This is a genomic window from Streptococcus parasanguinis, assembly GCF_015557775.1.
In the GTDB taxonomy this organism is placed as follows: domain Bacteria; phylum Bacillota; class Bacilli; order Lactobacillales; family Streptococcaceae; genus Streptococcus; species Streptococcus parasanguinis_AA.
Map to the genome: position 1 here is coordinate 194,070 of NZ_JADNOY010000003.1, position 20,990 is coordinate 215,059.

The 20,990-nt window shown below is 39.4% G+C and carries 21 protein-coding genes and 4 pseudogenes; 20 read left to right on the top strand and 5 right to left on the bottom strand.

Annotation, left to right across the window (positions count from 1 at the left end; genetic code table 11):
- Positions 1-49: 49 nt before the first annotated feature.
- Entirely contained in the window at positions 50-3,280 is a 3,231-nt protein-coding gene (locus I2F76_RS05690) for an LPXTG-anchored zinc carboxypeptidase (protein ID WP_125334924.1), read from the bottom strand.
- Between the two features lie 114 nt (positions 3,281-3,394).
- The gene (locus tag I2F76_RS05695; protein ID WP_070590477.1) at positions 3,395-4,357 is read right to left on the bottom strand and encodes an aromatic acid exporter family protein; all 963 of its coding nucleotides are present in this window, start codon (positions 4,355-4,357) and stop codon (positions 3,395-3,397) included.
- Positions 4,358-4,453: 96 nt separating this feature from the next.
- On the opposite strand from I2F76_RS05695, the gene rlmB reads away from it, so the two are divergent.
- The 5 genes from rlmB (at position 4,454) to rpsI (ending at position 7,586) form a co-directional block, all read left to right on the top strand.
- Positions 4,454-5,182 (top strand): 23S rRNA (guanosine(2251)-2'-O)-methyltransferase RlmB, encoded by a 729-nt coding sequence (gene rlmB / locus I2F76_RS05700; protein WP_003010074.1) that lies wholly within the window; start codon positions 4,454-4,456, stop codon positions 5,180-5,182.
- A gap of 18 nt (positions 5,183-5,200) precedes the next feature.
- Positions 5,201-5,713 carry an NYN domain-containing protein gene (locus I2F76_RS05705; RefSeq protein ID WP_014712893.1) on the top strand — a complete coding sequence of 171 codons (513 nt, stop codon included), beginning with the start codon at positions 5,201-5,203 and terminating at the stop codon, positions 5,711-5,713.
- Positions 5,713-6,576, top strand: coding sequence for a DegV family protein (locus I2F76_RS05710; protein ID WP_195487427.1), 864 nt, complete (start codon positions 5,713-5,715; stop codon positions 6,574-6,576). The genes I2F76_RS05705 and I2F76_RS05710 overlap by 1 nt, the downstream gene beginning before the upstream one ends.
- Positions 6,577-6,728: 152 nt before the next feature.
- On the top strand, positions 6,729-7,175 hold the full coding sequence (rplM, locus tag I2F76_RS05715; protein ID WP_002876943.1) for a 50S ribosomal protein L13: 447 nt from the start codon (positions 6,729-6,731) through the stop codon (positions 7,173-7,175).
- An 18-nt stretch (positions 7,176-7,193) separates the two neighbouring features.
- Positions 7,194-7,586 carry a 30S ribosomal protein S9 gene (gene rpsI / locus I2F76_RS05720; protein ID WP_002893764.1) on the top strand — a complete coding sequence of 131 codons (393 nt, stop codon included), beginning with the start codon at positions 7,194-7,196 and terminating at the stop codon, positions 7,584-7,586.
- 109 nt (positions 7,587-7,695) lie between these two features.
- On the opposite strand, the gene I2F76_RS05725 is transcribed toward rpsI, so the two are convergent.
- Both I2F76_RS05725 and I2F76_RS05730 read right to left on the bottom strand, forming a co-directional pair.
- A complete protein-coding gene (locus I2F76_RS05725; protein ID WP_002893762.1) occupies positions 7,696-7,917 on the bottom strand; it encodes a tyrosine-type recombinase/integrase in 222 nt (73 codons plus the stop codon).
- Between the two features lie 244 nt (positions 7,918-8,161).
- The gene (locus I2F76_RS05730) at positions 8,162-8,770 is read right to left on the bottom strand and encodes a DUF1269 domain-containing protein (RefSeq protein ID WP_002893760.1); all 609 of its coding nucleotides are present in this window, start codon (positions 8,768-8,770) and stop codon (positions 8,162-8,164) included.
- A 350-nt stretch (positions 8,771-9,120) separates the two neighbouring features.
- On the opposite strand from I2F76_RS05730, the pseudogene I2F76_RS05735 reads away from it, so the two are divergent.
- The 15 genes and pseudogenes from I2F76_RS05735 to I2F76_RS05805 all read left to right on the top strand — a co-directional run.
- Positions 9,121-9,264, top strand: a pseudogene (locus I2F76_RS05735) (IS982 family transposase); the annotation flags it as partial.
- 3 nt (positions 9,265-9,267) lie between these two features.
- Positions 9,268-9,601 (top strand): annotated as a pseudogene (locus tag I2F76_RS10560) (diacylglycerol kinase family lipid kinase); the annotation flags it as partial.
- A gap of 148 nt (positions 9,602-9,749) precedes the next feature.
- A pseudogene (locus I2F76_RS05745) lies at positions 9,750-10,340 on the top strand (IS256 family transposase); the annotation flags it as partial.
- Positions 10,341-10,520: 180 nt separating this feature from the next.
- A complete protein-coding gene (locus I2F76_RS05750) occupies positions 10,521-10,799 on the top strand; it encodes a DUF6110 family protein (protein WP_002893755.1) in 279 nt (92 codons plus the stop codon).
- Position 10,800: 1 nt separating this feature from the next.
- A complete protein-coding gene (locus I2F76_RS05755) occupies positions 10,801-12,864 on the top strand; it encodes a heavy metal translocating P-type ATPase (protein WP_002893754.1) in 2,064 nt (687 codons plus the stop codon).
- A 299-nt stretch (positions 12,865-13,163) separates the two neighbouring features.
- Complete coding sequence (locus I2F76_RS05760) at positions 13,164-13,778, top strand: CadD family cadmium resistance transporter (RefSeq protein ID WP_002911684.1); 615 nt, start codon at positions 13,164-13,166, stop codon at positions 13,776-13,778.
- Between the two features lie 11 nt (positions 13,779-13,789).
- Positions 13,790-14,128, top strand: coding sequence for a Cd(II)/Zn(II)-sensing metalloregulatory transcriptional regulator CadX (gene cadX, locus I2F76_RS05765; protein WP_002889640.1), 339 nt, complete (start codon positions 13,790-13,792; stop codon positions 14,126-14,128).
- 398 nt (positions 14,129-14,526) lie between these two features.
- A pseudogene (locus I2F76_RS05770) lies at positions 14,527-14,772 on the top strand (TMEM175 family protein); the annotation flags it as partial.
- Complete coding sequence (locus I2F76_RS05775) at positions 14,754-15,095, top strand: hypothetical protein (RefSeq protein WP_000397556.1); 342 nt, start codon at positions 14,754-14,756, stop codon at positions 15,093-15,095. The pseudogene I2F76_RS05770 and the gene I2F76_RS05775, both read left to right, overlap by 19 nt.
- Positions 15,096-15,108: 13 nt before the next feature.
- Entirely contained in the window at positions 15,109-15,432 is a 324-nt protein-coding gene (locus tag I2F76_RS05780) for a potassium channel family protein (RefSeq protein ID WP_001253404.1), read from the top strand.
- Entirely contained in the window at positions 15,429-16,478 is a 1,050-nt protein-coding gene (locus I2F76_RS05785) for a DUF389 domain-containing protein (RefSeq protein WP_000126416.1), read from the top strand. Before I2F76_RS05780 ends, I2F76_RS05785 begins: the two co-directional genes overlap by 4 nt.
- Positions 16,479-16,992: 514 nt before the next feature.
- On the top strand, positions 16,993-17,583 hold the full coding sequence (locus I2F76_RS05790; RefSeq protein ID WP_070595609.1) for a hypothetical protein: 591 nt from the start codon (positions 16,993-16,995) through the stop codon (positions 17,581-17,583).
- 1 nt (position 17,584) lies between these two features.
- Entirely contained in the window at positions 17,585-18,988 is a 1,404-nt protein-coding gene (locus tag I2F76_RS05795; protein WP_070595607.1) for a hypothetical protein, read from the top strand.
- A 13-nt stretch (positions 18,989-19,001) separates the two neighbouring features.
- Positions 19,002-19,298, top strand: coding sequence for a hypothetical protein (locus I2F76_RS05800; protein ID WP_070595605.1), 297 nt, complete (start codon positions 19,002-19,004; stop codon positions 19,296-19,298).
- Positions 19,299-19,306: 8 nt separating this feature from the next.
- Positions 19,307-19,633 (top strand): hypothetical protein, encoded by a 327-nt coding sequence (locus tag I2F76_RS05805; RefSeq protein WP_031576111.1) that lies wholly within the window; start codon positions 19,307-19,309, stop codon positions 19,631-19,633.
- A 925-nt stretch (positions 19,634-20,558) separates the two neighbouring features.
- Here I2F76_RS05805 and I2F76_RS05810 read toward each other — a convergent pair.
- The gene (locus tag I2F76_RS05810; protein ID WP_049489171.1) at positions 20,559-20,762 is read right to left on the bottom strand and encodes a CsbD family protein; all 204 of its coding nucleotides are present in this window, start codon (positions 20,760-20,762) and stop codon (positions 20,559-20,561) included.
- Positions 20,763-20,990 lie beyond the last annotated feature (228 nt).

The following is a 20,990-nucleotide window of genomic DNA, read 5'->3' on the forward strand; positions in this document are numbered from 1 at the left end:
TGATTTTCTATGAAAAGATGAACTTGAAATTCATAGCTAGTCTAAAATCTTATTCAACTTCTTTCTTTTTCAAGAGGAGGAAGCCTCCGCTAATGGCTAACAAGAAGCCTGAAAGAATGAAGTGCGCCCTTGTGTCTTCTCCAGTTTGTGGCAATTGTGCCTTGGATGGACTTTCTTGGAAGCTTTGTCCCACTTGGTAAGTCAAGGCTTGCACACTTTCTCCATTTTCAGTTGTCATTTCTTTTTGTGGAAGGAGAACTTTAGGAGTCTCCTTCTTGGTCAAGATTGGCTGTGGAGTGGTTGTTTGGTTATGAATTGGAACCACCACTTGATCTGGTTCCTTAGCTGGAACGTAATCCATCAAGCTAGCCAACTTGCTGCCAAAGATCGCGTTGGTTACCCAGCGGAAGAAGTGGACAGGGTGTTGACGGTTGGTTGGATTTCCTGCATAGACAAAGAGTGGTTGTCCCATCAGTTCTCCAGAGATGGCCATGACTTTGTTGGCTAGAACATCGTTATGTGGCCACCAACCTGCAATATAATAATCGCTCGGAGCAATACTCATCAAGGTTTTGAAATGCTCTGGAACCTTTTCAATCCAGTTTCCTGAGTTGGAGTAGAAGAGGGCGTTCTTCTTGTATCCGCTGGTCAATGGATCCTGATCATCAATGATCGCTTTCATCAAGCCTTCGTAGTCGCTACCGCCTTTTAATTTTTCAGCGTCAAATCCTGCAAGAACTCCCAATTTTTCCAGTTTCTGCATGGCTTCCCCGCCGATGACGAGAGTTGGTTTCTTACCAAAGATGGAAGCGTCAAAACGATTGCTTTCCAAAATAACAACATCCGCTTCTTCTGGAGTATTGACGATTTGGAAGCCTAATTTTTCAAGGACTAGACTAGTATGAGCAGGCGCATCGACTCCAGCCCAATTATAGTGGTAGTTTGGAGAGTAGACCTTCATCGGTTTCAAGGTTGGCCCGCTTGGTACCTTGTAGAGGGCATCACCATAGATGGCATAGTTTGGCAGGAGTGAAGCAAAGGTATCGCGGTCAACGATGTAGCCATCATCTGTTAGGTAGACGGATTTTCCTTGGGAAATGGCCTGGTTGATAGCTTTAACGGCACTGGCTGAGGTATTTGCGATCACATAGTAAGGAGCTTTTGGATCGATCTCAGAAGTACGAGTCGCACGGGTAGTGGTGACTTCGCCTAATTTTCCATTGAAAAGACCATCCGCAAAGACAGGTTCGGACTTGAACCCTCTCATATCTGGGAAGTTAACCAGTAACTCTGCGTACATCGCAGCCCAGGCAGATTCGTTGGAGCCCTTGTAGAGAATGTGGTTGGCATAGCCGCGTTTGGCTTGGGCCATGTCAATGACCAAGTCACCTTTTTTATAGCTTCCAATATCTTCTTTGAGTTCTTTGACGAGGACACCATTGCGTTTGAAGTAGTCGATCATATTGAAGGCTTCTTGGGCGTCATTGTCCTTGTCGAGACCCATTGGGATGACGTAGTAGTCTGGGAAGAATTTTGGACGACCGTTTTTCACACGTCCAACGATTTCCCCATTTGGGCCGACCAGTTCATTTTCAGCTTTTGGATCTTCCGTTTTATTGAGACCACGTAAGTAGAAGTTGAGCCGCATCTCAAGGAGACGGTCTGGATCTTGGTTGAGGAAGTCAATGCCGCCTAGGACAGCATTGCGTCCAGCCTTATAGGATTCTTGGTTGGATTCTGGTATTTCAATGGTGTGGCCCAAGATGCCGTGATAGACAGCATAAACCCCTGTATAGCCAGAGAAGGAATCATCCCAGCCATCGCCCCAATCTAGTTTTGGAATGATGTAACTGTCGTATTTGGAATTGGCAACTCCAGCCCGGCCCATATGATGGGCATTTTCCAGCATGAGGTTGGACATGAGATCGTATTCAAAGTTCGGATCATGTGGAGGTGTTGCAGGTTCGATTAAGAATTCTTTTACAAAACCGTGTAAGTCGTAGAGAGCGATCGGATTCCACTTGTTGATCATTTGGATGACGGTCCGGACTTCAGGGTTGGTTTGGTAGCTGGCATCCCGGTTTGGATCGAGCCCGTTTGCTAGGGCCCGCAGGTTGAGAGCATCTCCATCTGGGTTTTCCGTGAAGTCAAATAAGAAGATGAATTTATTGAGCAAGGTTGGAATATCTAGCGTGACAGTTTTAGCATTTCCAGCTTCATCTGTGGTGTTAAAGCTCACCTTTTCCTTGGTCGCAAAGGTATTAAAGAGGCCTGTGATGATGTCGATCCCTGGCTGCTCATCCGCATGGGTGTTGTGGACTAAGACAGGTAGTTTGTAATCCAAGGTCTTGTCCTTCAGTGCAGCCAGCATTTCGCTTGGTTTGGTCAAAGCTGTAGGATTGGTGCTAGACAGGTAGTGATCGATGCTGGCTTGGTCCTTGCTCACGATCCCCATCTTCATGTCCCGGCCTTGGGCGCTCTTACCAAGGGTTTCTAACTGCACCAAACGATCGGGTTTCGCTTCTTCCTTGGATTTTTCGATAGCAGCGAGCATCTCTTCATGTGTATGGTAGTCTTGGTAAGGTCGAAAAACAAGAGTTTTATTGATGGTCACACCCAAGTCTGCATTGGTTCCGACCAGCTCATGATTACCGATGTAGTTGCGGTAAGTCCGGCGGATATTATTTGGGCTCCGAAGGCTAAGATCTTCACCAAAGAGATCTTTCACTTCCATATGGAGATCCAAATCATTGCCGTTTGCAGTCTCTGTGATAGTAAGGAATGGATCCTTGCTTAGGGTTCCAGTCTCCATATCCCAGGTTTTCCACTCCGAGAGAGGCTTGTTGTCCAAGGTCCAGTTGATCTTGCCAGCAGCTTGAGCTTTTTCTTGGACTTTGTCATCAATCGTGCTCTTTTCAGAGAGATAAATGGTGCTATCTGCCAATCGTGTCGATTGGTCAGCGGTTGTTGTAGCACGGTTAGTGCTTGGACTAGCAGCTGGAGCAACTTCTGTAGTAGAAGCCACATCAGAGGTCGCGGCTGTTTCCGCAGAAGTGGCAGGGGCTGCGGTGTCTCCTTTTTCAGCTGTAGCAGGACTGGCAGTCTCAGCTGTCACTGCTTGCTCAGTAGCGGGTGCTGCTTCAAGGACCGTACTTGGTTCTGTTTGAGGCGCTTCTAAGCTATCGGCTGATACTTGACCATGACCGATGACAGAAAGCAAGACAGCAGCTGAGAGGCTGAGCGTCGTAGTGTACAAATGTTTCTTATATGAAGACTTCATATAGAAGACCCTCCTTAAAAAGTTATTTTCCTGTTCCAGTATACCATTTTAGGAAAACGTTTTCAACATCTCCCGCAATAAAGAAGCCTTTGCATTTGGCAAGGGCTTCTTTGTCTATTCTGTCTCCTGATGAAATTGTTGGTAAAAATCAACCTTGACCTGAATGAAGGTTTCTAAATCTCTTAACAATTGGAGCAAGGTGGCGCGTGTTTCAAATTCTTCCCGGGTCTTGGGCAAGGGCCGTTCGCGGAAGATCGCCAAATACTGAGTAATATCATCTAGAAGATTTTGGGCAGGATTTTCCTGACTTAACTGTTGCGCAGTCTTCTTAAAAAGTTGAGCCAAGATCATACTTTCACTCGCTGCTAACTGACAGCGGTTGACGTTTTCTGCCATATCCCGCAGGATATCGTTTTGGCGCTTGCGCATTTCGAAGTAGTGAATGTGGTAGTTGGTTTGATGAAAAAGGTGGTTGGAATGATCCAGATAGACGAGATTTAAAGCGTCCTTTAGGATACCATCCAATTCCTTGATCAAGCGGGCATCGTTGCGACCATCCCCTTTACCAAGTAATTCCGCAAAACGACCAAGGATCTTTTTCAGTTGGTCTTCGACAACATCATGGTAGTGATCAATCGCAGCCTGATTAGAAGGCATATAGAGATTGGCCAGCAGGGCAAAGCTGGTCCCGATTAAAAAGAGGGCAAGTTCATTGAGCAAGAGCCCCCAGGAAGTAGACTGCTCAATCAAGAGATGGGTGACGAGGACCGTACTAGGGGTGATGCCAATCTGCCAACCCATTAGAAAGGCGCATGGAACATAGAGAGCGATAAAGACTCCCAGTGCCCAAAGGTTGAATCCAAAAAAGGAAAAAGCGATACTTCCGATCACAAGGGCCAGCAAGGTCGACATAAAGCGCTGGTAGGCTTGCTTGATCGTACTGCGACGCGTATCAGAGATACTCAAGATGGCAATGACGCCAGCTGAGATGGCATAGGTCAAGCCCAGAGCATAAGCAAGGGCAGCTGCTAAACAGGTGGCCAAGGTGAGCTTGATGGTTCGTTGAAAAAGAGGCATGGCTTCCTTTCTAGTTCGGTTCCTTCATTAAGATAGATTTGATTTCATTATATCATGAATTGGCCTCAACCTCCTTTCTTGTGGTATACTAGTTCTATGGAAAATAACGATATCGTATACGGTGTTCACGCAGTCACCGAGGCTTTACAAGCCAATACAGGCAATAAATTATATATTCAAGAAGATCTCCGAGGAAAAAATGTCGACAAGATCAAGGCCTTAGCAGCTGAGAAAAAAGTGTCGATTTCTTGGACGCCAAAGAAAACCCTGCAGGAAATGACAGAAGGAGCTGTTCACCAAGGCTTTGTTCTTCGAGTGGCAGCCTTTGCTTACACCGACTTGGCAGCGATTCTGAAACAGACAGCCCAAGAAGAGAACCCGCTTTTATTGATTCTCGATGGCTTAACAGATCCGCACAATCTTGGATCTATCTTGCGGACAGCTGATGCGACCAATGTCTCAGGAGTCATCATTCCTAAGCACCGAGCGGTTGGGGTGACCCCAGTGGTGTCAAAAACTTCTACCGGAGCAGTGGAACACATTCCCATTGCGCGTGTGACCAATCTTAGCCAAACCTTAGACAAGCTAAAGGAAGAGGGCTTCTGGATCTTTGGAACCGACATGAACGGCACGCCATCTCATCAGTGGAATACGGCTGGCAAGTTAGCCTTGATCATTGGCAATGAAGGAAAAGGGATCTCAGCCAATATCAAAAAACAAGTCGATGAGATGATCACCATTCCCATGAATGGTCATGTGCAAAGCCTCAATGCCAGTGTGGCAGCAGCCATCCTTATGTATGAGGTCTTTCGCAATCGACTATAATCCTAGAAAGGCAATGATATGAAACGAAAAATCTTATTGGTTGACGGCTATAATATGATTGCCTTTTGGCAGGAGACCCGCCAGCTCTTTCAAAAAAGTGAGCTCGATGCAGCCCGCAATATCCTCCTGCAAAAACTGAGCCACTATGCTAGCTTTGAAGGAATCGAAGTCATCTGTGTCTTTGATGCCCAGTATATGCCAGGAGTGCGGCAGACCTATGAGGAGTTCAATGTTCAGGTGGTCTTTACCGGTGAGGATGAGACGGCAGATGACTATATCGAGCGCTTGGCGGCAGAGCTTAACACGCCCCTCCACCAAGTATCAGTAGCGACCAGTGACTTAAATGAGCAATGGACCGTCTTTGCTCAAGGAGCTCTTCGGGTATCTGCCAGAGAGTTAGAAAAACGGGTCGCAGTCGTCAAAGGAAACCTCAATCAAGCGCAGCGAGTGGTTAACGATCAAAAACCACCCATGCGACCGCTCGATCACCAAGTATTGCGACAATTACAAGAAATGATGGGAGACAAGTAATGACATTTGCTATTTTAACCGATTCGACCGCAGATTTAGACCAAAACTGGGCCAAGGAACATCAGGTGACCATTCTTGGCTTGACCATTGAGTTAGATGGGACGGTTTACCAGACAGTAGGCCAAGCTCAATTGACCAGCCCTGAGCTTTTAGAAGCCATGAAAAATGGGGCCAAACCGACAACCAGTCAGGTCAATGTGGGCCAATTTCAGGAAACCTTTAAACAATTTGCCAAAGAAGGAAAAGATCTGCTTTATGTGGCCTTTTCATCGGTCTTATCTGGGACCTATCAGAGTGCAGTCATGGCACGAGACCTGGTTTTAGAAGACTACCCGGAAGCCGTGATCGAGATTGTCGATCCGAAGGCTGCTGGGATTGGAGAGGGTTATCTGGTCATGCGAGCAGTAGCTGCGCGTGATGCAGGTCGTTCATTAGCAGAAGCCAAAGAAGAAATCATGGACCTAGCGCCAAAACTGCGGACTTATTTCCTAGTTGATGACCTCTACCACCTCATGCGTGGCGGCCGTCTCTCAAAAAGTGCCGCGATCATGGGAAGTTTGGCCAGCATCAAACCCATTCTCTGGATAGATGCGGAAGGGAAATTAGTCCCTATTAGCAAGGTTCGGGGACGCAAAAAAGCTGTCCGGGAATTACTGGAGCTGATCAAAGCAGATATCGGTGAAAGCACAGCCTTGGTATCTTATACCAACGATCTAGAAGGAGCAGAAGCACTGAAGCAAGAAATGCTTGCGCTTGAAGGCATCGATGAAGTCCTTGTGATGCCTCTTGGACCAGTTATTTCAGCCCACGTTGGCCCGAATTCCTTGATCGGATTTGTCATGGGAAAAGAAAATCGTAAATAATTTTCCAAATCGGTTGACTTTTATCTTAGAATTTTGATACAATAGTAGGCGGTATTGTTTACCCCATTTGTAAGGCCCCGGAACCTTTCAAATAACTCGCGGACCGGAACATCCGCCCTGTAAACAAAAACGACATTCATATAGGAGAAATCATGAACAAAACTACATTCATGGCTAAACCAGGCCAAGTAGAACGCAAATGGTACGTTGTTGACGCAACTGATGTACCTCTTGGACGCCTTTCAGCAGTTGTTGCTAGCGTGCTTCGCGGAAAAAACAAACCAACATTCACACCTCACACTGATACAGGTGACTTCGTAATCGTTATCAATGCTGAAAAAGTTAAATTGACTGGTAAAAAAGCAACTGATAAGATCTACTACACTCACTCAAACCACCCAGGTGGATTGAAATCAATCTCTGCTGGTGAACTTCGTTCTAAAAATGCAGTACGTTTGATCGAGAAATCAGTTAAAGGTATGCTTCCACACAATACTCTTGGCCGCGCTCAAGGTATGAAATTGAAAGTATTCGTTGGAGCTGAGCACACTCACGCTGCACAACAACCAGAAGTTCTTGATATTTCAGGACTTATCTAAGGAAAGGAACAATAAAGTATGTCACAAGCACAATATGCAGGTACTGGACGTCGTAAAAACGCTGTTGCACGCGTTCGCCTTGTTCCAGGAACTGGTAAAATCACTGTTAACAAAAAAGATGTTGAAGAGTACATCCCACACGCTGACCTTCGTCTTGTAATCAACCAACCATTCGCAGTTACTTCAACTGCAGGTTCATACGACGTTTTCGTTAACGTTGTAGGTGGTGGATACGCAGGTCAAGCAGGAGCTATCCGTCACGGTATCGCTCGTGCCCTTCTTCAAGTAGACCCAGACTTCCGCGATTCATTGAAACGCGCAGGACTTCTTACACGTGACTCACGTAAAGTTGAACGTAAGAAACCAGGTCTTAAGAAAGCTCGTAAAGCATCACAATTCTCAAAACGTTAATCAATACGATTATATCAACGTTTACAGACATTCAAGAATTATTTCTTGGATGTCTTTTTTGTTTCAAAAAATCAAAGTTCACCCCAAAATTCACCCCATATTCACCCCATCAATTTTTTAAACTACGAAAAGCAATATCACCTACAGTCTGATTGACTTTATCTTTGATATTAACGTAAGTTTTTGTAATCTCTTTATCACTATGAGTAAGAGCTTCTGAGAAGGCTTCAAGAGAAACACCTGCTTGTTTAGCAAGAGTAGCACCAGTATGTCTTAGTTTGTGTGGTGATGCTGGTGCTAATTCGGGATGTCTTCGTCTGACTGATTTCATCTTGATAAAACTTAAAATTTTTCTAATTATAACGAAGCATAGTCAAAAAGCTATGACCTCTATATTCACAAAAAAATCCAGACCAATACTAGTCCAGATTTCTTGTCTATTAAACATTCTTTTCAAAGAATGGAAGAACGGCTGTAACGGCTTTGTCAACGCAATTATTTAACTGTGAGAATCCGACGCACATAAATTTTAAATGGCGTCTCAGTCACATTTAAATTTATGAGACGCTTAGACGTTAGGCTTTCAATTTGTCAAATTTTGCTTTGACATTTGCCTTGAATTCTTCAAGTTTAGCCTTGCGTTCGGCTTTACGTTCAGCCTTCATTTGTGCACGTGCCTGGTTGTAGAGGTCTTCTTGGACTTGCAGAGCTGCTTCGATTTCGGCTACGACGGTTGCTACATCCCAACGCACGATTTGGGTGTCGTACTTGGTGAAGTAAGCATCGATGACTGCTTCGTTGTTTTCTTGCACCAAGGCGACAACGGCTGTTTCGCCGTCGATCAATTTTTGAGACACAACGTCAATCAAGCCAGCTTCTGCCGTATCAACGGTATCACCAGCAGCCAAACCATAGAGGCTGCCAATACCATAACCAAACAAGACGCCGATAGGACCACCCAAAAGCCCGATAACTGCACCGAGCAAGCCACCTTCTAGGGTTGCATCCGTCGTTGAATCTTCAAAGTCATAGCGTTCTTTTTCAACGATGTGACCGTTTTCATTTTTGACCAAGGCGATTTGAGCAACCTTGGTCGTCTGAGTTTGGCGGAAAGCCTTCAAATCCGCAAAGGACTGATAAGCTTCGCTTTCAGTGTTAAAGACTGAAACTACTAGGTTTTCCATAGTTAGTACCTCTTTTCTAAATATATACGTTCATTATAATACAGTTTCAATCACTTTTCAATCATTTTAGTGCGACATTTTAATTGATATGTCGCGTTTATCAGCGTCAAAGAACAGTTTCAGGCAGCGGTATATCTTTGCCATATCCCAGCCCAGACACTCTGGCGACTCTGAGTGATTATCAAGAAAGGCGTCCAGCAACATCTTAAAGCCTCCCGTGCAAAAAGTAAATAAATAGTGTTTTTCCTGTATGCCTGTCACACGGCTAAAAGACCGCTTGACCAAATCTTCCAGAAAATTATAGCAGATATTATGTACCAGCTCTGTGTAGCGAGTCTGATGAGCGTGCCGAATCACATCGACACTTTTATAGAATCTGCCAACTGTTTCCTTATGGTCGAATCCTTGAAAGAAGTCGCTTTATTCGTCGGTCAAGACAATTAATTTGGCTGGTGCAACTGATTCGCCAAGCTATGAACAAGCAATTATTACCTTTTGAAAGCAAAAATGGCAATTATGAAGGTGAAGCTACTCAGGTCTTAGTTCTTCTATCCAATTACTATGCAGACAAAAAACTATTTGATGAAAATACAGATGAATATGGAAATATCTTGATTTTAAAGGATTCATCCATCATTTCTAAATTATCGGCTATCCCAGATTTATTAAAAAGGGGATCTAGTAGGTAACAATAATATCGAATATATCAAAGTACGCAATATTAGGATTTCTTCAGAGGTTGAGTTAGAGTCAGATGTTGATGGGGATAAGTCGGATAATCTGCCAATAGATATAAAAATACTAGAAAACAGGCTTGAAAAAGGCCCGTAAAGCATCACAATTTAGTAAACGTTAATTCGTTACTGGACAGCAGAATACAAACGAAAACACTTTGCATCTTGCAAGGTGTTTTTTTCTATGAGAACTGGCGGTGCGCAATTAGGATAGCTCTAGCGACTTTAGTCGCATAGAGATATGCTATGCACAGTTGCCTCAAGAAAACAATGCTTCTTGGTCCACCCTGTTAGACAAGCTTCAAAACCAAGGAATCCAACAGATTTCTCTTGTAGTTACAGATGGCTTTAAGGGGCTTGAGCAGATTATCAGTCAGGCTCACCCATTAGCTAAACAACAATGTTGCTTAATTCATATTAGTCGAAATCTAGCTAGTAAAGTGAAACGAGCAGATAGAGCGGTTATTCTGGGGCAATTTATAATGATTTATCGTGCTGAAAATTTAGAAATGGCAGGACAAGCTTTAGAGGACTTTCTCGCCGAATGGAAACCAAAGTATAGGAAAGTCATGGAAAGTCTGGAGAAGACGGATAATCTTTTAACTTTTTATCAGTTTCCCTACCAGATTTGGCACAGCATGTATTCGACAAACCTCATTGAGTCTCTTAACAAAGAAATCAAACATCAAACGAAAAAGAAGGTTCTTTTTCCTAATGAGGAGGCTCTGGAACGTTACTTAGTTACGTTGTTTGAAGATTATAATTTCAAGCAAAGTCAACGAATCCATAAAGGGTTTGGTCAATGTTCTGATACACTTGAAAGCTTATTTAATTAACACTCCGTAACTCTACTTAAGTGTTTACACATAATTATTTACAGTATCAAAAAATAAAGTATATTGTTTTCATCATAATATAATTAAATATCAGTATAGAGAATTTTATCTATATATCAGATATCAGCAATTGCTTTTGCTGTCATTTTTCGCTACAATAGTTACAAGGAGGAAATAAACATGTTAAAAGAAGTATTAAACGTCGCAAAAGTTGCGAAAAAATCATCTCTCTTCTTAGGAGGGGTAGCATTTGGGACGCTTGGCTTGAAAGTCTTAGCAAGTAAAGAAGCTAAGAAAGGCTATTCTAAGGCCTTGGCTAAAGCTTACAAATTGAAAGATGGACTGGATGCATCTGTTTCTGTTGTAAAACAACACGGTGATGATGTTTTACAAGACGCTAAATATTTATACGAACAGGAAAAGAAAGAAGAACAATTAGATAGCCTGACAGGTGAATAATATGTCTTTTAAAGTGCTACACAGAGGATATCAACATATCCGATTATCGTCCTCGTTTTCACTGACCTTGGATATTCAAGATTATCTTCGTTCCTTGGCTAAAGATGAAAAAGGGATCGACTCTATTCAGTTTTATATGGATCAGCAGCACTTTACTCTACGTATGAAAGAAGGCTTCTCTGTATTAGAAAATGCAGAGGCCTTTTTAAAAAAAATTGACAAGGGGAAAGTTTCGGACTTGATGACTCTTCCCATTCGTAGAGAAGAGAGTGCTTATTCAATTGTATCGGGTGCAGCGATTAAGCGTTTGCTGTTTCGAAGTTTTGTACCCTACCCTATTCGTTATATTTGGACTTGTTATCAGGCTTTGGGTTATGTCAAAGAAGCCTATCAAACTTTAGCGCGCAAGGAACTAACCATGGAGGTCTTGGACTGTTCGGCCATTTTGTTGTCCTTGTTTATGAACCAATCCAAGACAGCTAGCAACATCATGTTTATGCTTGATTTGGGTAATCATCTGGATCAGTGGTCTTTAAAAAAAACAGCAACAGATTTGGAACAAAGCCTTCTTGCTAAAGAAAGTGATGTTTTCTTAGTGCGGGGAGACATGGTCATCAGCATCAAGAGTTCTGATGTTCAAGTAGGTGATGTATTAGTTGTCTCCCAAGGTAATGAAATCTTGTTTGACGGCCAAGTGGTTTCAGGATTAGGCATGGTCAATGAGAGTTCCTTGACTGGAGAGAGCTTCCCTGTTGAAAAGAAAGAGGGAGATTCTGTATGTGCGAATACTGTTTTGGAAACAGGAGAGTTAAGAATTCGTGTGACTGATAATCAGATAAACAGTCGTATTTTGCAACTCATCAATCTGATGAAAAAATCTGAAGAGAGTAAGAAGACAAAACAACGTCATTTTATTAGGATGGCAGACAAGGTTGTAAAATATAACTTCTTAGGTGCTGGTTTGACTTATCTGTTAACAGGTTCGTTTTCAAAAGCCATTTCCTTTTTATTGGTGGATTTTTCATGTGCTCTAAAAATATCCACACCTGTAGCCTACCTTACGGCCATAAAGGAAGGTCTAAATCGAGAAATGGTTATTAAAGATGGTGATGTATTAGAAAAATATCTGGAAGTGGATACTTTCTTGTTTGATAAAACGGGTACCATCACGACGAGTTATCCTTTGGTTGAAAAGGTTCTTCCTTTCGGAGATTATACTGAGAAAGATATTTTAAGAATAAGTGCATGTTTGGAGGAACATATCTATCATCCTATTGCCAATGCAATTGTTAAACAAGCTGAAATTGAAGGCATTGAACACGAAGAAATGCATGGCAAGCTTCAGTATGTTGCAAGCAAAGGGATTAAATCGCAAATTGATGGTCAATCGGTTGTCATTGGAAATTATGTACTAATGCAAGACGAACAGGTAAGAATTAGTTCTGAGCAGCTGGCCTTGATTGAGCAATATAAGACTCATTACAATTTATTGTTTTTGGCTTATAAGAAAGAATTAATTGGGATGTTTTGTATCCACACTCCCTTGAGAAGCGAGGCGAAAGTTGCATTGAAAAAGCTAAAGCGCCAAGGGAAAAAACTGATTCTGGCAACTGGTGATACGTTGGCTAGAACAGAAGAGTTGGTTAAAGATCTGCCATTTGACAACGTTTATACTGATTTAAAACCAGATGGTAAGTTTCAGTTGGTTCAGGAATTACAGAAAGCTGGCCGAACTATTTTGATGGTTGGAGACGGGTTAAACGACTCTGCTGCCTTGACGCTTGCAGATATTGGGGTTGTGATGAATGAAAGTGCTGATATTTCTAAGCAGATGAGTGATATTTTATTATTAGATAATCGTTTAGATTTCTTCGAGGAATTGAATTCTTTATCTGAATCGTTGCAGAAATTAATTCAAAGAAATATTCAAGAAACAGTTGTAATAAATGGAAGTTTAATTGGATTTGGGTTGTTAAATTGGTTAAGCCCATCTAATCTTTCGATATTGCACAATCTGACTACTTTAAGAATCGTCCTTCGTAGTCTTTCTATTAAAAGTAGGTAAGAGACCGAGAAGCTGAGGTTATAAAAACTAAAAGGAGTTGTCTCATTTGAGAATAACGGCTCTTTGTCAACTGTAGTGGGTTGGTGGAAAATTATACCCTGGAGAGGACCAAATTGGTTCTCTCCTTTTAAATATTGAAAAAACCATTGGCAGTGGACATACTTTAAGACTATATATTTCTGAAACTAGTTTCACAATACAAATATTGACATGCAATTATTAATTGGTGGATTTTAAGTTGACATCTACAAAGGTTAATGTTAGAATACATTCAAAAATATATTTGAATGAGGTGTTTTATGATTCAAAATATTGTTACTTCAATAATCCTGTATTCTGGGACAGCCGTAGACTTACTTATTATCCTAATGTTATTTTTTGCCAAAAGAAAAAGCAGAAAGGACATCATTAACATCTATTTAGGACAATTTCTAGGCTCTGTTAGTCTAATATTCCTAAGTTTGCTTTTTGCATTTGTCTTAAATTATATTCCTAGTAAAGAGATTTTAGGTTTACTCGGTTTGATTCCAATTTTCCTAGGCCTCAAAGTTTTGCTTTTAGGAGATTCTGATGGAGAAGCTATTGCAAAAGATGGTTTGCGAAAAGACAATAAAAACCTGATTTTTCTAGTCGCTATGATTACTTTTGCAAGTTGTGGCGCTGACAATATTGGTGTCTTTGTCCCATATTTTACCACCTTAAATTTAGCGAATTTGATAGTGACTTTACTTACTTTTCTAGTCATGATTTATCTCTTGGTTTTTTCTGCCCAAAAATTAGCACAAGTCCCTTCTGTTGGAGAAACTTTGGAAAAATATAGTAGATGGTTTATTGCCGTTGTCTATTTAGGATTGGGGATGTATATCCTGATTGAAAACAACAGCTTTGACATGCTATGGGCTGTGTTAGGCTAGGAGAAAAAATTATGAAAAAAGATAGTATCTGTCAAGTGGATGTTATAAATCAACAAAATGTTACAACCGCAACGAACTACCTTGAAAAGGAAAAAGTCCAAAAATCACTTCGCATTTTATCAAAATTTACCGATAATAAACAGATAAATATCATCTTTTATCTCCTTGCTGTTGAAGAACTCTGTGTCTGTGATATAGCCTGTTTACTAAATCTCAGTATGGCATCTGCCTCCCACCATCTTCGTAAACTAGCCAATCAAAACATCTTGGATACTAGAAGAGAGGGGAAAATTATATATTATTTTATAAAAGATGAGGAAATCAAAGACTTTTTTAATCAACTAGGATAACAACTATTTTTACTACTTTATCATGATTATATATAGGACTTATCTATGAAATTTTTTGATGAAAATTACTCACAAGAAAGACTACTCGTAGCAAATGTTTAAGAAAAAAGTATAATTTAAAGCAAAGCGACCTAGGTAATGCAGGTCAAGTTAGCCAAGTTGAAAAGGGAGAAATCTGAAAGAAAATGTATCTTTGATAGTAGTCATTTATTGTGAAATATGATATATTTATTTTTTAGATGGATGAATATTTCTAAAGTTAAATAGAATATGACAGATACATGCTTTTTAGTGTATCTTGTTTGTACTCAAAATATGAAGTGACTATCCAATATTTAAGATTAATAAATATTATACGATGAGATAGAATGCTACAAAATGAAAGGCGATGTAATCTGATGAAGAAAGATAGATTAATTGCATTGACAGATGCGGTTCTAGCAATTATAATGACTATCCTAATCTTAGAATTAGAAAAACCAACGACACCAAGTCTTCAAGCTTTTTGGGATTTACGGCAAAATTTCTTTGCTTATTTTCTTTCTTTTTTCTGGTTGGGATCGTTATGGATGGCACTAAACACATTATGGGAAAAGGTTGAGAAAATTTCCTCAGAAATTATTTGGTGGAATTTGTTTCTACTCTTGGAGCGGCAGGAGTTCTCTTTGGAGAATTTCATGCCATCCAAGATACCAGTCTGAATGATGTGGTGGACCGGATCTATATAAATGTCAAGGATTTACCGTTTCAGTCCTTGGGAGCTTTAGCTAATATCCTGTCTGATGTTAAGAAGGGACTGATTCAAGACAGTCATATCTGGTCTTTCTTCCAGTCATTTTTCAAACAATATCAGTTGATAATCAGCTTAAATCAGATCTATCAGTTTGTCTATCTTTCTCTGATGGAGATCATGTCCTATCTTCACTTTGATTATTGGAAAAAACGGCTCGGTCAGGAGCTAGTATGAATAAGGAGAACAAATGAGACGTTTAAAAATGTTATGGCATATTATACAGGTTACGGGTTTTACTCGGTTTGCTCTGAGTTTTGTGACCTTTGTTTTTGGGTCAGGAGGCGTGCTTTTCCTAGTTGAACCTGCTATCACAAATTACGGAGACGGTCTTTGGTATGCTTTTGTGACTTCGACGACTGTCGGCTACGGGGATCTCCTAGCTGTGACCTTGATTGGAAGGATTACCAGTGTCTTCTTGACGATTTATGGGCTCATATTTTTTGGCTGTTTATCAGCTGTTATTATTAATTATTATACCGATTTAAATAAGGAAAGAGGAGAGGACAAATGACTGCCAATTATTCAACACGGGAATACCGTGAGAAATTATACGATGACCTTCATGTTCGATTGAGAGATACAGCGATTTTGATGTGTGCAATTTTTATTGCCTCTATCGGTCTAAATATGAATTCAACAGCTGTTATTATTGGAGCCATGTTAATTTCACCTCTCATGACACCGATTGTTGGACTGGGATTCGGTTTAGCTATTTTTGATACGCGTTTAATCAAGCAATCTCTAGAGGTTTTATTGACTCAAGTGTTGGTCAGTTTGCTTGTCTCGACTCTGTATTTCTGGATTTCTCCCTTGTCTTATGCAAGTAGCGAGTTGATCGCACGAACCTCTCCAACCATTTGGGATGTTCTCATTGCTATTGCTGGTGGGATTGCTGGTGTGATCGGTTCAAGGAAAAAAGAAGCAAACAATATCGTGCCAGGAGTAGCCATTGCTACAGCTTTGATGCCGCCTATCTGTACTGCTGGCTATGGTTTAGCTAATGGGAATGTACGATTTTTATTGGGGGCTCTCTATCTTTTCTTGATCAACTGTGTCTTTATCATGCTAGCCAACATTGTTGGAACAAGAATTTTGATGAGAAAATCTCCTTTAACTTCATTTAAAGAGCTGAGCATTAAAATGAGAATTGGCTTGATTTCTTTGATTGTATTGTTGATTCTTCCAGCTAGCTATTCGGCAGTTACTCTGACAATAGAACAAGCGCGCAAAGAAGGGATCAAACAGTTTGTAGGAAAAGAGTTCGCCAATTATACGGTTATTAATCAAGTCTACAAGTCAAGTAACAATGAATTGGTCTTGACGGTTGTTGGAGATCCGATTTCAGAAGAAGAATTAGAAACACTCCACCAAAAACAAGCCTCTTACGGTATTCAATCTGTTCAATTGAAAGTGAATCAAGTTCAGAACTCGCCAACATTAGATAGTGAAGCGACCAAGGAATTTTATGAAAACATTGACAAGTATATTGATCAAAAACTCTCTGAAAAAGATTCACAAAACGATCTCGTAAAAGAAAATGAAGCAGACAAGGATTGAGGACAATGAACTGAATCGGTTTTTACGCCGTGTTTTTCTTGTATCTTCCTCTTTCTTACTTATAGCAGGTTGTTTTTGCTTGAATAAGAAATAAATTAGAAGTTCTATCATCTAAGAAAAATGATGAAAAAAATCATTTAACTAATGGTGTGAACGTTTAGTGTTTATCAGCTCCATTCTCTGTAATTTTGGGGGTAAAATCCACACCATTTAGATAAAATTAGTTGAATTTGATTGGAAAAACGCTTTTATAAAAGCGGAGAAAAGTCTTGATATTACGCTGTTTTTAGTCCAACTGAAATTCATACTTTCCAAACCAGGCTTGAAAAAAGCTCGTAAAGCATCACAATTTAGTAAACGTTAAAACTTATTTACAGATATTGAAAGCATTTCGTATTCAACATACGGGATGCTTTTCTGTTTGGCTTAATGTTACAAATTTGCAATTATGTTATAATAAGTAATATGGTTGCATGAAAAAATGGTGGATAATCAATTAGATCGGAGGCGACTAATGAGAAATAAGGTTACTAAAATAATTGCTATTGTAATCATTCTTATATTTGGAGGAACATATATGTATAATAAGCTGACTAAACCAAATCTTGGCCCCAAAACAGCCAAACTCTATCAGCATGGCTTTCGTTTGCTAGAAGAGCAAATAGGAACCTACATCAAAGAACACTATAGAGGTATTGAGAAGATTGAATTTTCCCCAATATACGTTACAGAGGAAGGGTCAACATTCTCAAATGCGTATGTCCGTCCAACTATTTATGATAAGTATGGAAATAAGGCTACTCTAGGAACTCCAATTAATAACTATAATCCAAGCAGTTTTGGTATCGTTTCTCATGTTCTTCTCAATTTTGATGGAGGCGGGAATGAAGCTATAGATTTAAAGGACTCCAATGGAAATAATATCGATGTTTCTAAAGCACAGCACCTGCCTGATGAAGCAAAACTAATTAGAGAATCCTCTACGGATGGTAATATTAAATTATTGGTTGATAATGGTCAATTAAAAGGGGTAGTAAAAGATGAAAAAGGAAGTCCATATGCTGAGATTGTTTATAATGATGACTTAAGAAAAGGAGATATATAATATGGCTTTATCTAATGAAGAAGTACAGAGATTACAGTTTGGTCTTAAAAATAATGTTAGGGAAAAGCCAGGAAAAGTACTAAATTATAAAATAAATGGTGAAGACAGATATTTCCAAATCGTTAACAGCATGGATGCTACTACCCAAGCAATTGCCTTTGTCCCTGTTGATGATCCAAAAGGTAATAATCCAAATTATCAAGAAACAACGATAGTTGTTGCTGGAACTCAAATACCCTTTGAAAATTCTAAAGAATTGGGGAATCAACCTTATTTTTTTAAAAAGAATAGAGATATTGTTGATTCGTCTGAAAGAGCATTCTTTGCTAGTGGGGCGTTTGGTATATTTCCAGGAATGCTAACTCCCCAAGCAGATGATATTGATATGTTTTATCAAATTACTGAAGAGAAAATAAAATCTCATAATGGTATAATTTCTAATATGTCTGGGCATAGTCAAGCAGGACCTGGCGTAGCTTATACAGCTTCAAAGTATGGCCTTAAAGAGAATCGGACTATTAAAGTTACAAATTTCATGGATTTCGCAGCTAAAAAAGCTGTAGATACAGGTGGTATTTCAAAGGAACAGGTAGCCTATCTTAATAAGAACGCTACGATCTATAGAGATAGTAGAAGGGACGTTGTTAAACTTGATGGTAATGGTGGTGCAGTTCCCTATGGAAAAACAATGATGTTTGAAGTTATTGGAGACGAAGATGGACATTCACCACGAACACCTGTATTAAAGGGAAATGCTTTAGATATCGATTATTATTATAAAAAAAACCTTTTCGCCTCTGGCATGACTGAAAAGCAGGTCCGAAAGATAGCGGAATATAAAGCAAAGAATTTTAAACCAAATTTAGGAATTGTTAATTATGGGTTAGAAGATATTTTTGATAGGCCGGAGTTTTATATTAACGGGTATTTAAATAATTACGGTCCTTTTGCTCCTGAACCAACTAAACAAGATTTAATCACTTTAAATATCAAACAAATAAAAGAGATAAAGGCCTCTTTGAAGTCTAGTTCTGGTAGTAAAAAAATTAGTTTAAGAGAAGAATTGGTCCGAGTAAGTGCGGAAACCACGAAACTTCAAGCTGAGGTTTACGAAGAAGAAATTAAATCAAAAATTGAATCTGAAAAGGAAAAGGTTTCTCAAAAAATTTCATCCCTCAAATCTGAAGCATATAGTATTGCTCGTCACTTATCATCTAGTGAAGTAGAGGTTCTATTATCTGAACTAAGTTTGGATACTGCATGGAACAGTGGGAAAGAGACAAAAACTATCACTTCAGCAAGCGATTATAGGAATAGAATGTCTCAAATTTCAGATAATCTGAATAAAGTTGCTGATAGAATTATTGAAAGTGATCAAATAGGTGCCAAGATTTTTAGCAATTAAAAGGAGTTAATGAATGATTGAACCGAATACTGAAGATCGATTAGAAGCAGAGCGCATAAAAACTGAATACATGAAAGTTCAAGAACGATTGGCAATCCAGGCTCTAGTTTCAGCAACAAAAGGTGTCCTAATGGCTGAAGGGGCTATTTTACAAACTTGGCTGGCTAATCAGGCGTTTAAAATGCAGAATTTTGCCACTTCTCAAGTACCTGCTTCTCTAGAAGGAGGATTAACTGGGGGTGCTGCTGATGCAATTAATAAAACTTTAACTGAAGTACCTGAACCTGATCTGTCCAGCCCAATACTTTAGGAGAATACATGAATATTAATGATAAAATTAATAAAGTCGAGAGTGATCATCAAGCTTTCAGAAGAAAAGTAGCAGATTATGAATTAGATTATCAAGATATGAAGCGAGATGCAAAAAGACTATATGAAGATATAACTGACTTTATCATCTCCTATTGTCATAAACATAATCAAGAACTTCCAATACATGAATTGCAGCAATTAGAAGAAAATAGAGATAATTTTGAAAAGAGAATTTCTAGGTTTGAAACTAGATTAAGCCAAACGTATCAGGAAGAAAATAAACTTTATAATAAAAGCATGGAATCTCTTGAAGAAGAAAAGAAGAAGGTGTAACTCCTATCACTATTTATAATACTTTATAGTAATACTACTTGCTCCAATTGTCCGAAAATTTGTGTAAATTCCAAATTGAAAATGAACTAATTTTTGATAGCGATTCCTTTTATTTATAAATACGTCAACTCGTTGTAAAGATTGTTTGATCAAGATTTTTTGGAGAATCCAGATGTTGTTTTTTTCTCTACCTATTTTTCTAAAACTGAGAAAAATCTGATATAATAAGCTTTGTAGGTGTGTTATATCAATACTTACAGAACTAAACTATTCCCCTATTTAAAAAATATTGATTCAAATTTTATGAAATGAATAAGTAGTTTTAGTTCTGAAAAGACTTGATATTACGCTGTTTTTAGTCCAACTGAAACTCATACTTTCCAAACCAGGTCTTAAGAAAGCTCGTAAAGCTTCACAATTTAGTAAACGTTAATTCGAAAGAATTACAATATTTACAAAGAACACCTTTCGAGGTGTTCTTTGTATGTTTTCATACTAAATTGTGGCAGTTGATGTAGTTGTTGTGGCTTTAGCCACTTACAAATACGGCTGCAATTCGACGAAGTCAATTGCCTCTAAACGTTAATTCGTTACTGGAATACAGAATACAAGCGAAAACATTTTACATCTTGCAAGGTGTTTTTATCTATGAGAACTGGCGGTGCGTAATTAGGATAGCTCTAGCGACTTTAGTCGCGTAGAGATATGCTATGCACAGTTGCCCCAAGAAAACAAGCGAAGCGATATTTGAATGGATAGCAACCACTGCACGCAAAATGTTAATTCGAAGGAATTACTATACTTACAAAGAGCACCCTTCGGGGTGTTTTTTCTATACCTAAGATAAATGGAAAATAAAAACCCACCCTATCTTCCACAGTCAAACATGACTGTAGAAAATAGAGTGGGTCTAGGATGTTAAAGACTATTTGTCGTCTTTATGAAAGATATTTTTAACGCCCTTGATAGCTCCTTCGACAGCTTCTTTTGCATCTTCAGCAACTTCTTTTGCTTTTGAAGCAACTTTTTCAGCAGTGCCTTCAGCTTCTGTTTTTGTATCGCCGGTTAATTTACCAAGGCCTTCTTTAACAGAGCCTTTTACTTGGTTCAATTTTTCTTCTAATGACATAGCGTCACCTCCATGAAGTTAGTCGTTTATTTCTCTGAATGCAATACTGTTGATTTAAAAAAATAAAAAATATTTGTCTCAGATTAGAATGAGTATATTCTTTTTAAAATAGAAAGTCAAATTTTTGCTACGGCTAAAAAACAGGATCGCTTTCCGGTCACGAATAATGACCGACTAATAAGTCACGATATTTCGTTTTTCCAGCAAAGATTTGAAACGAAAGAAGCA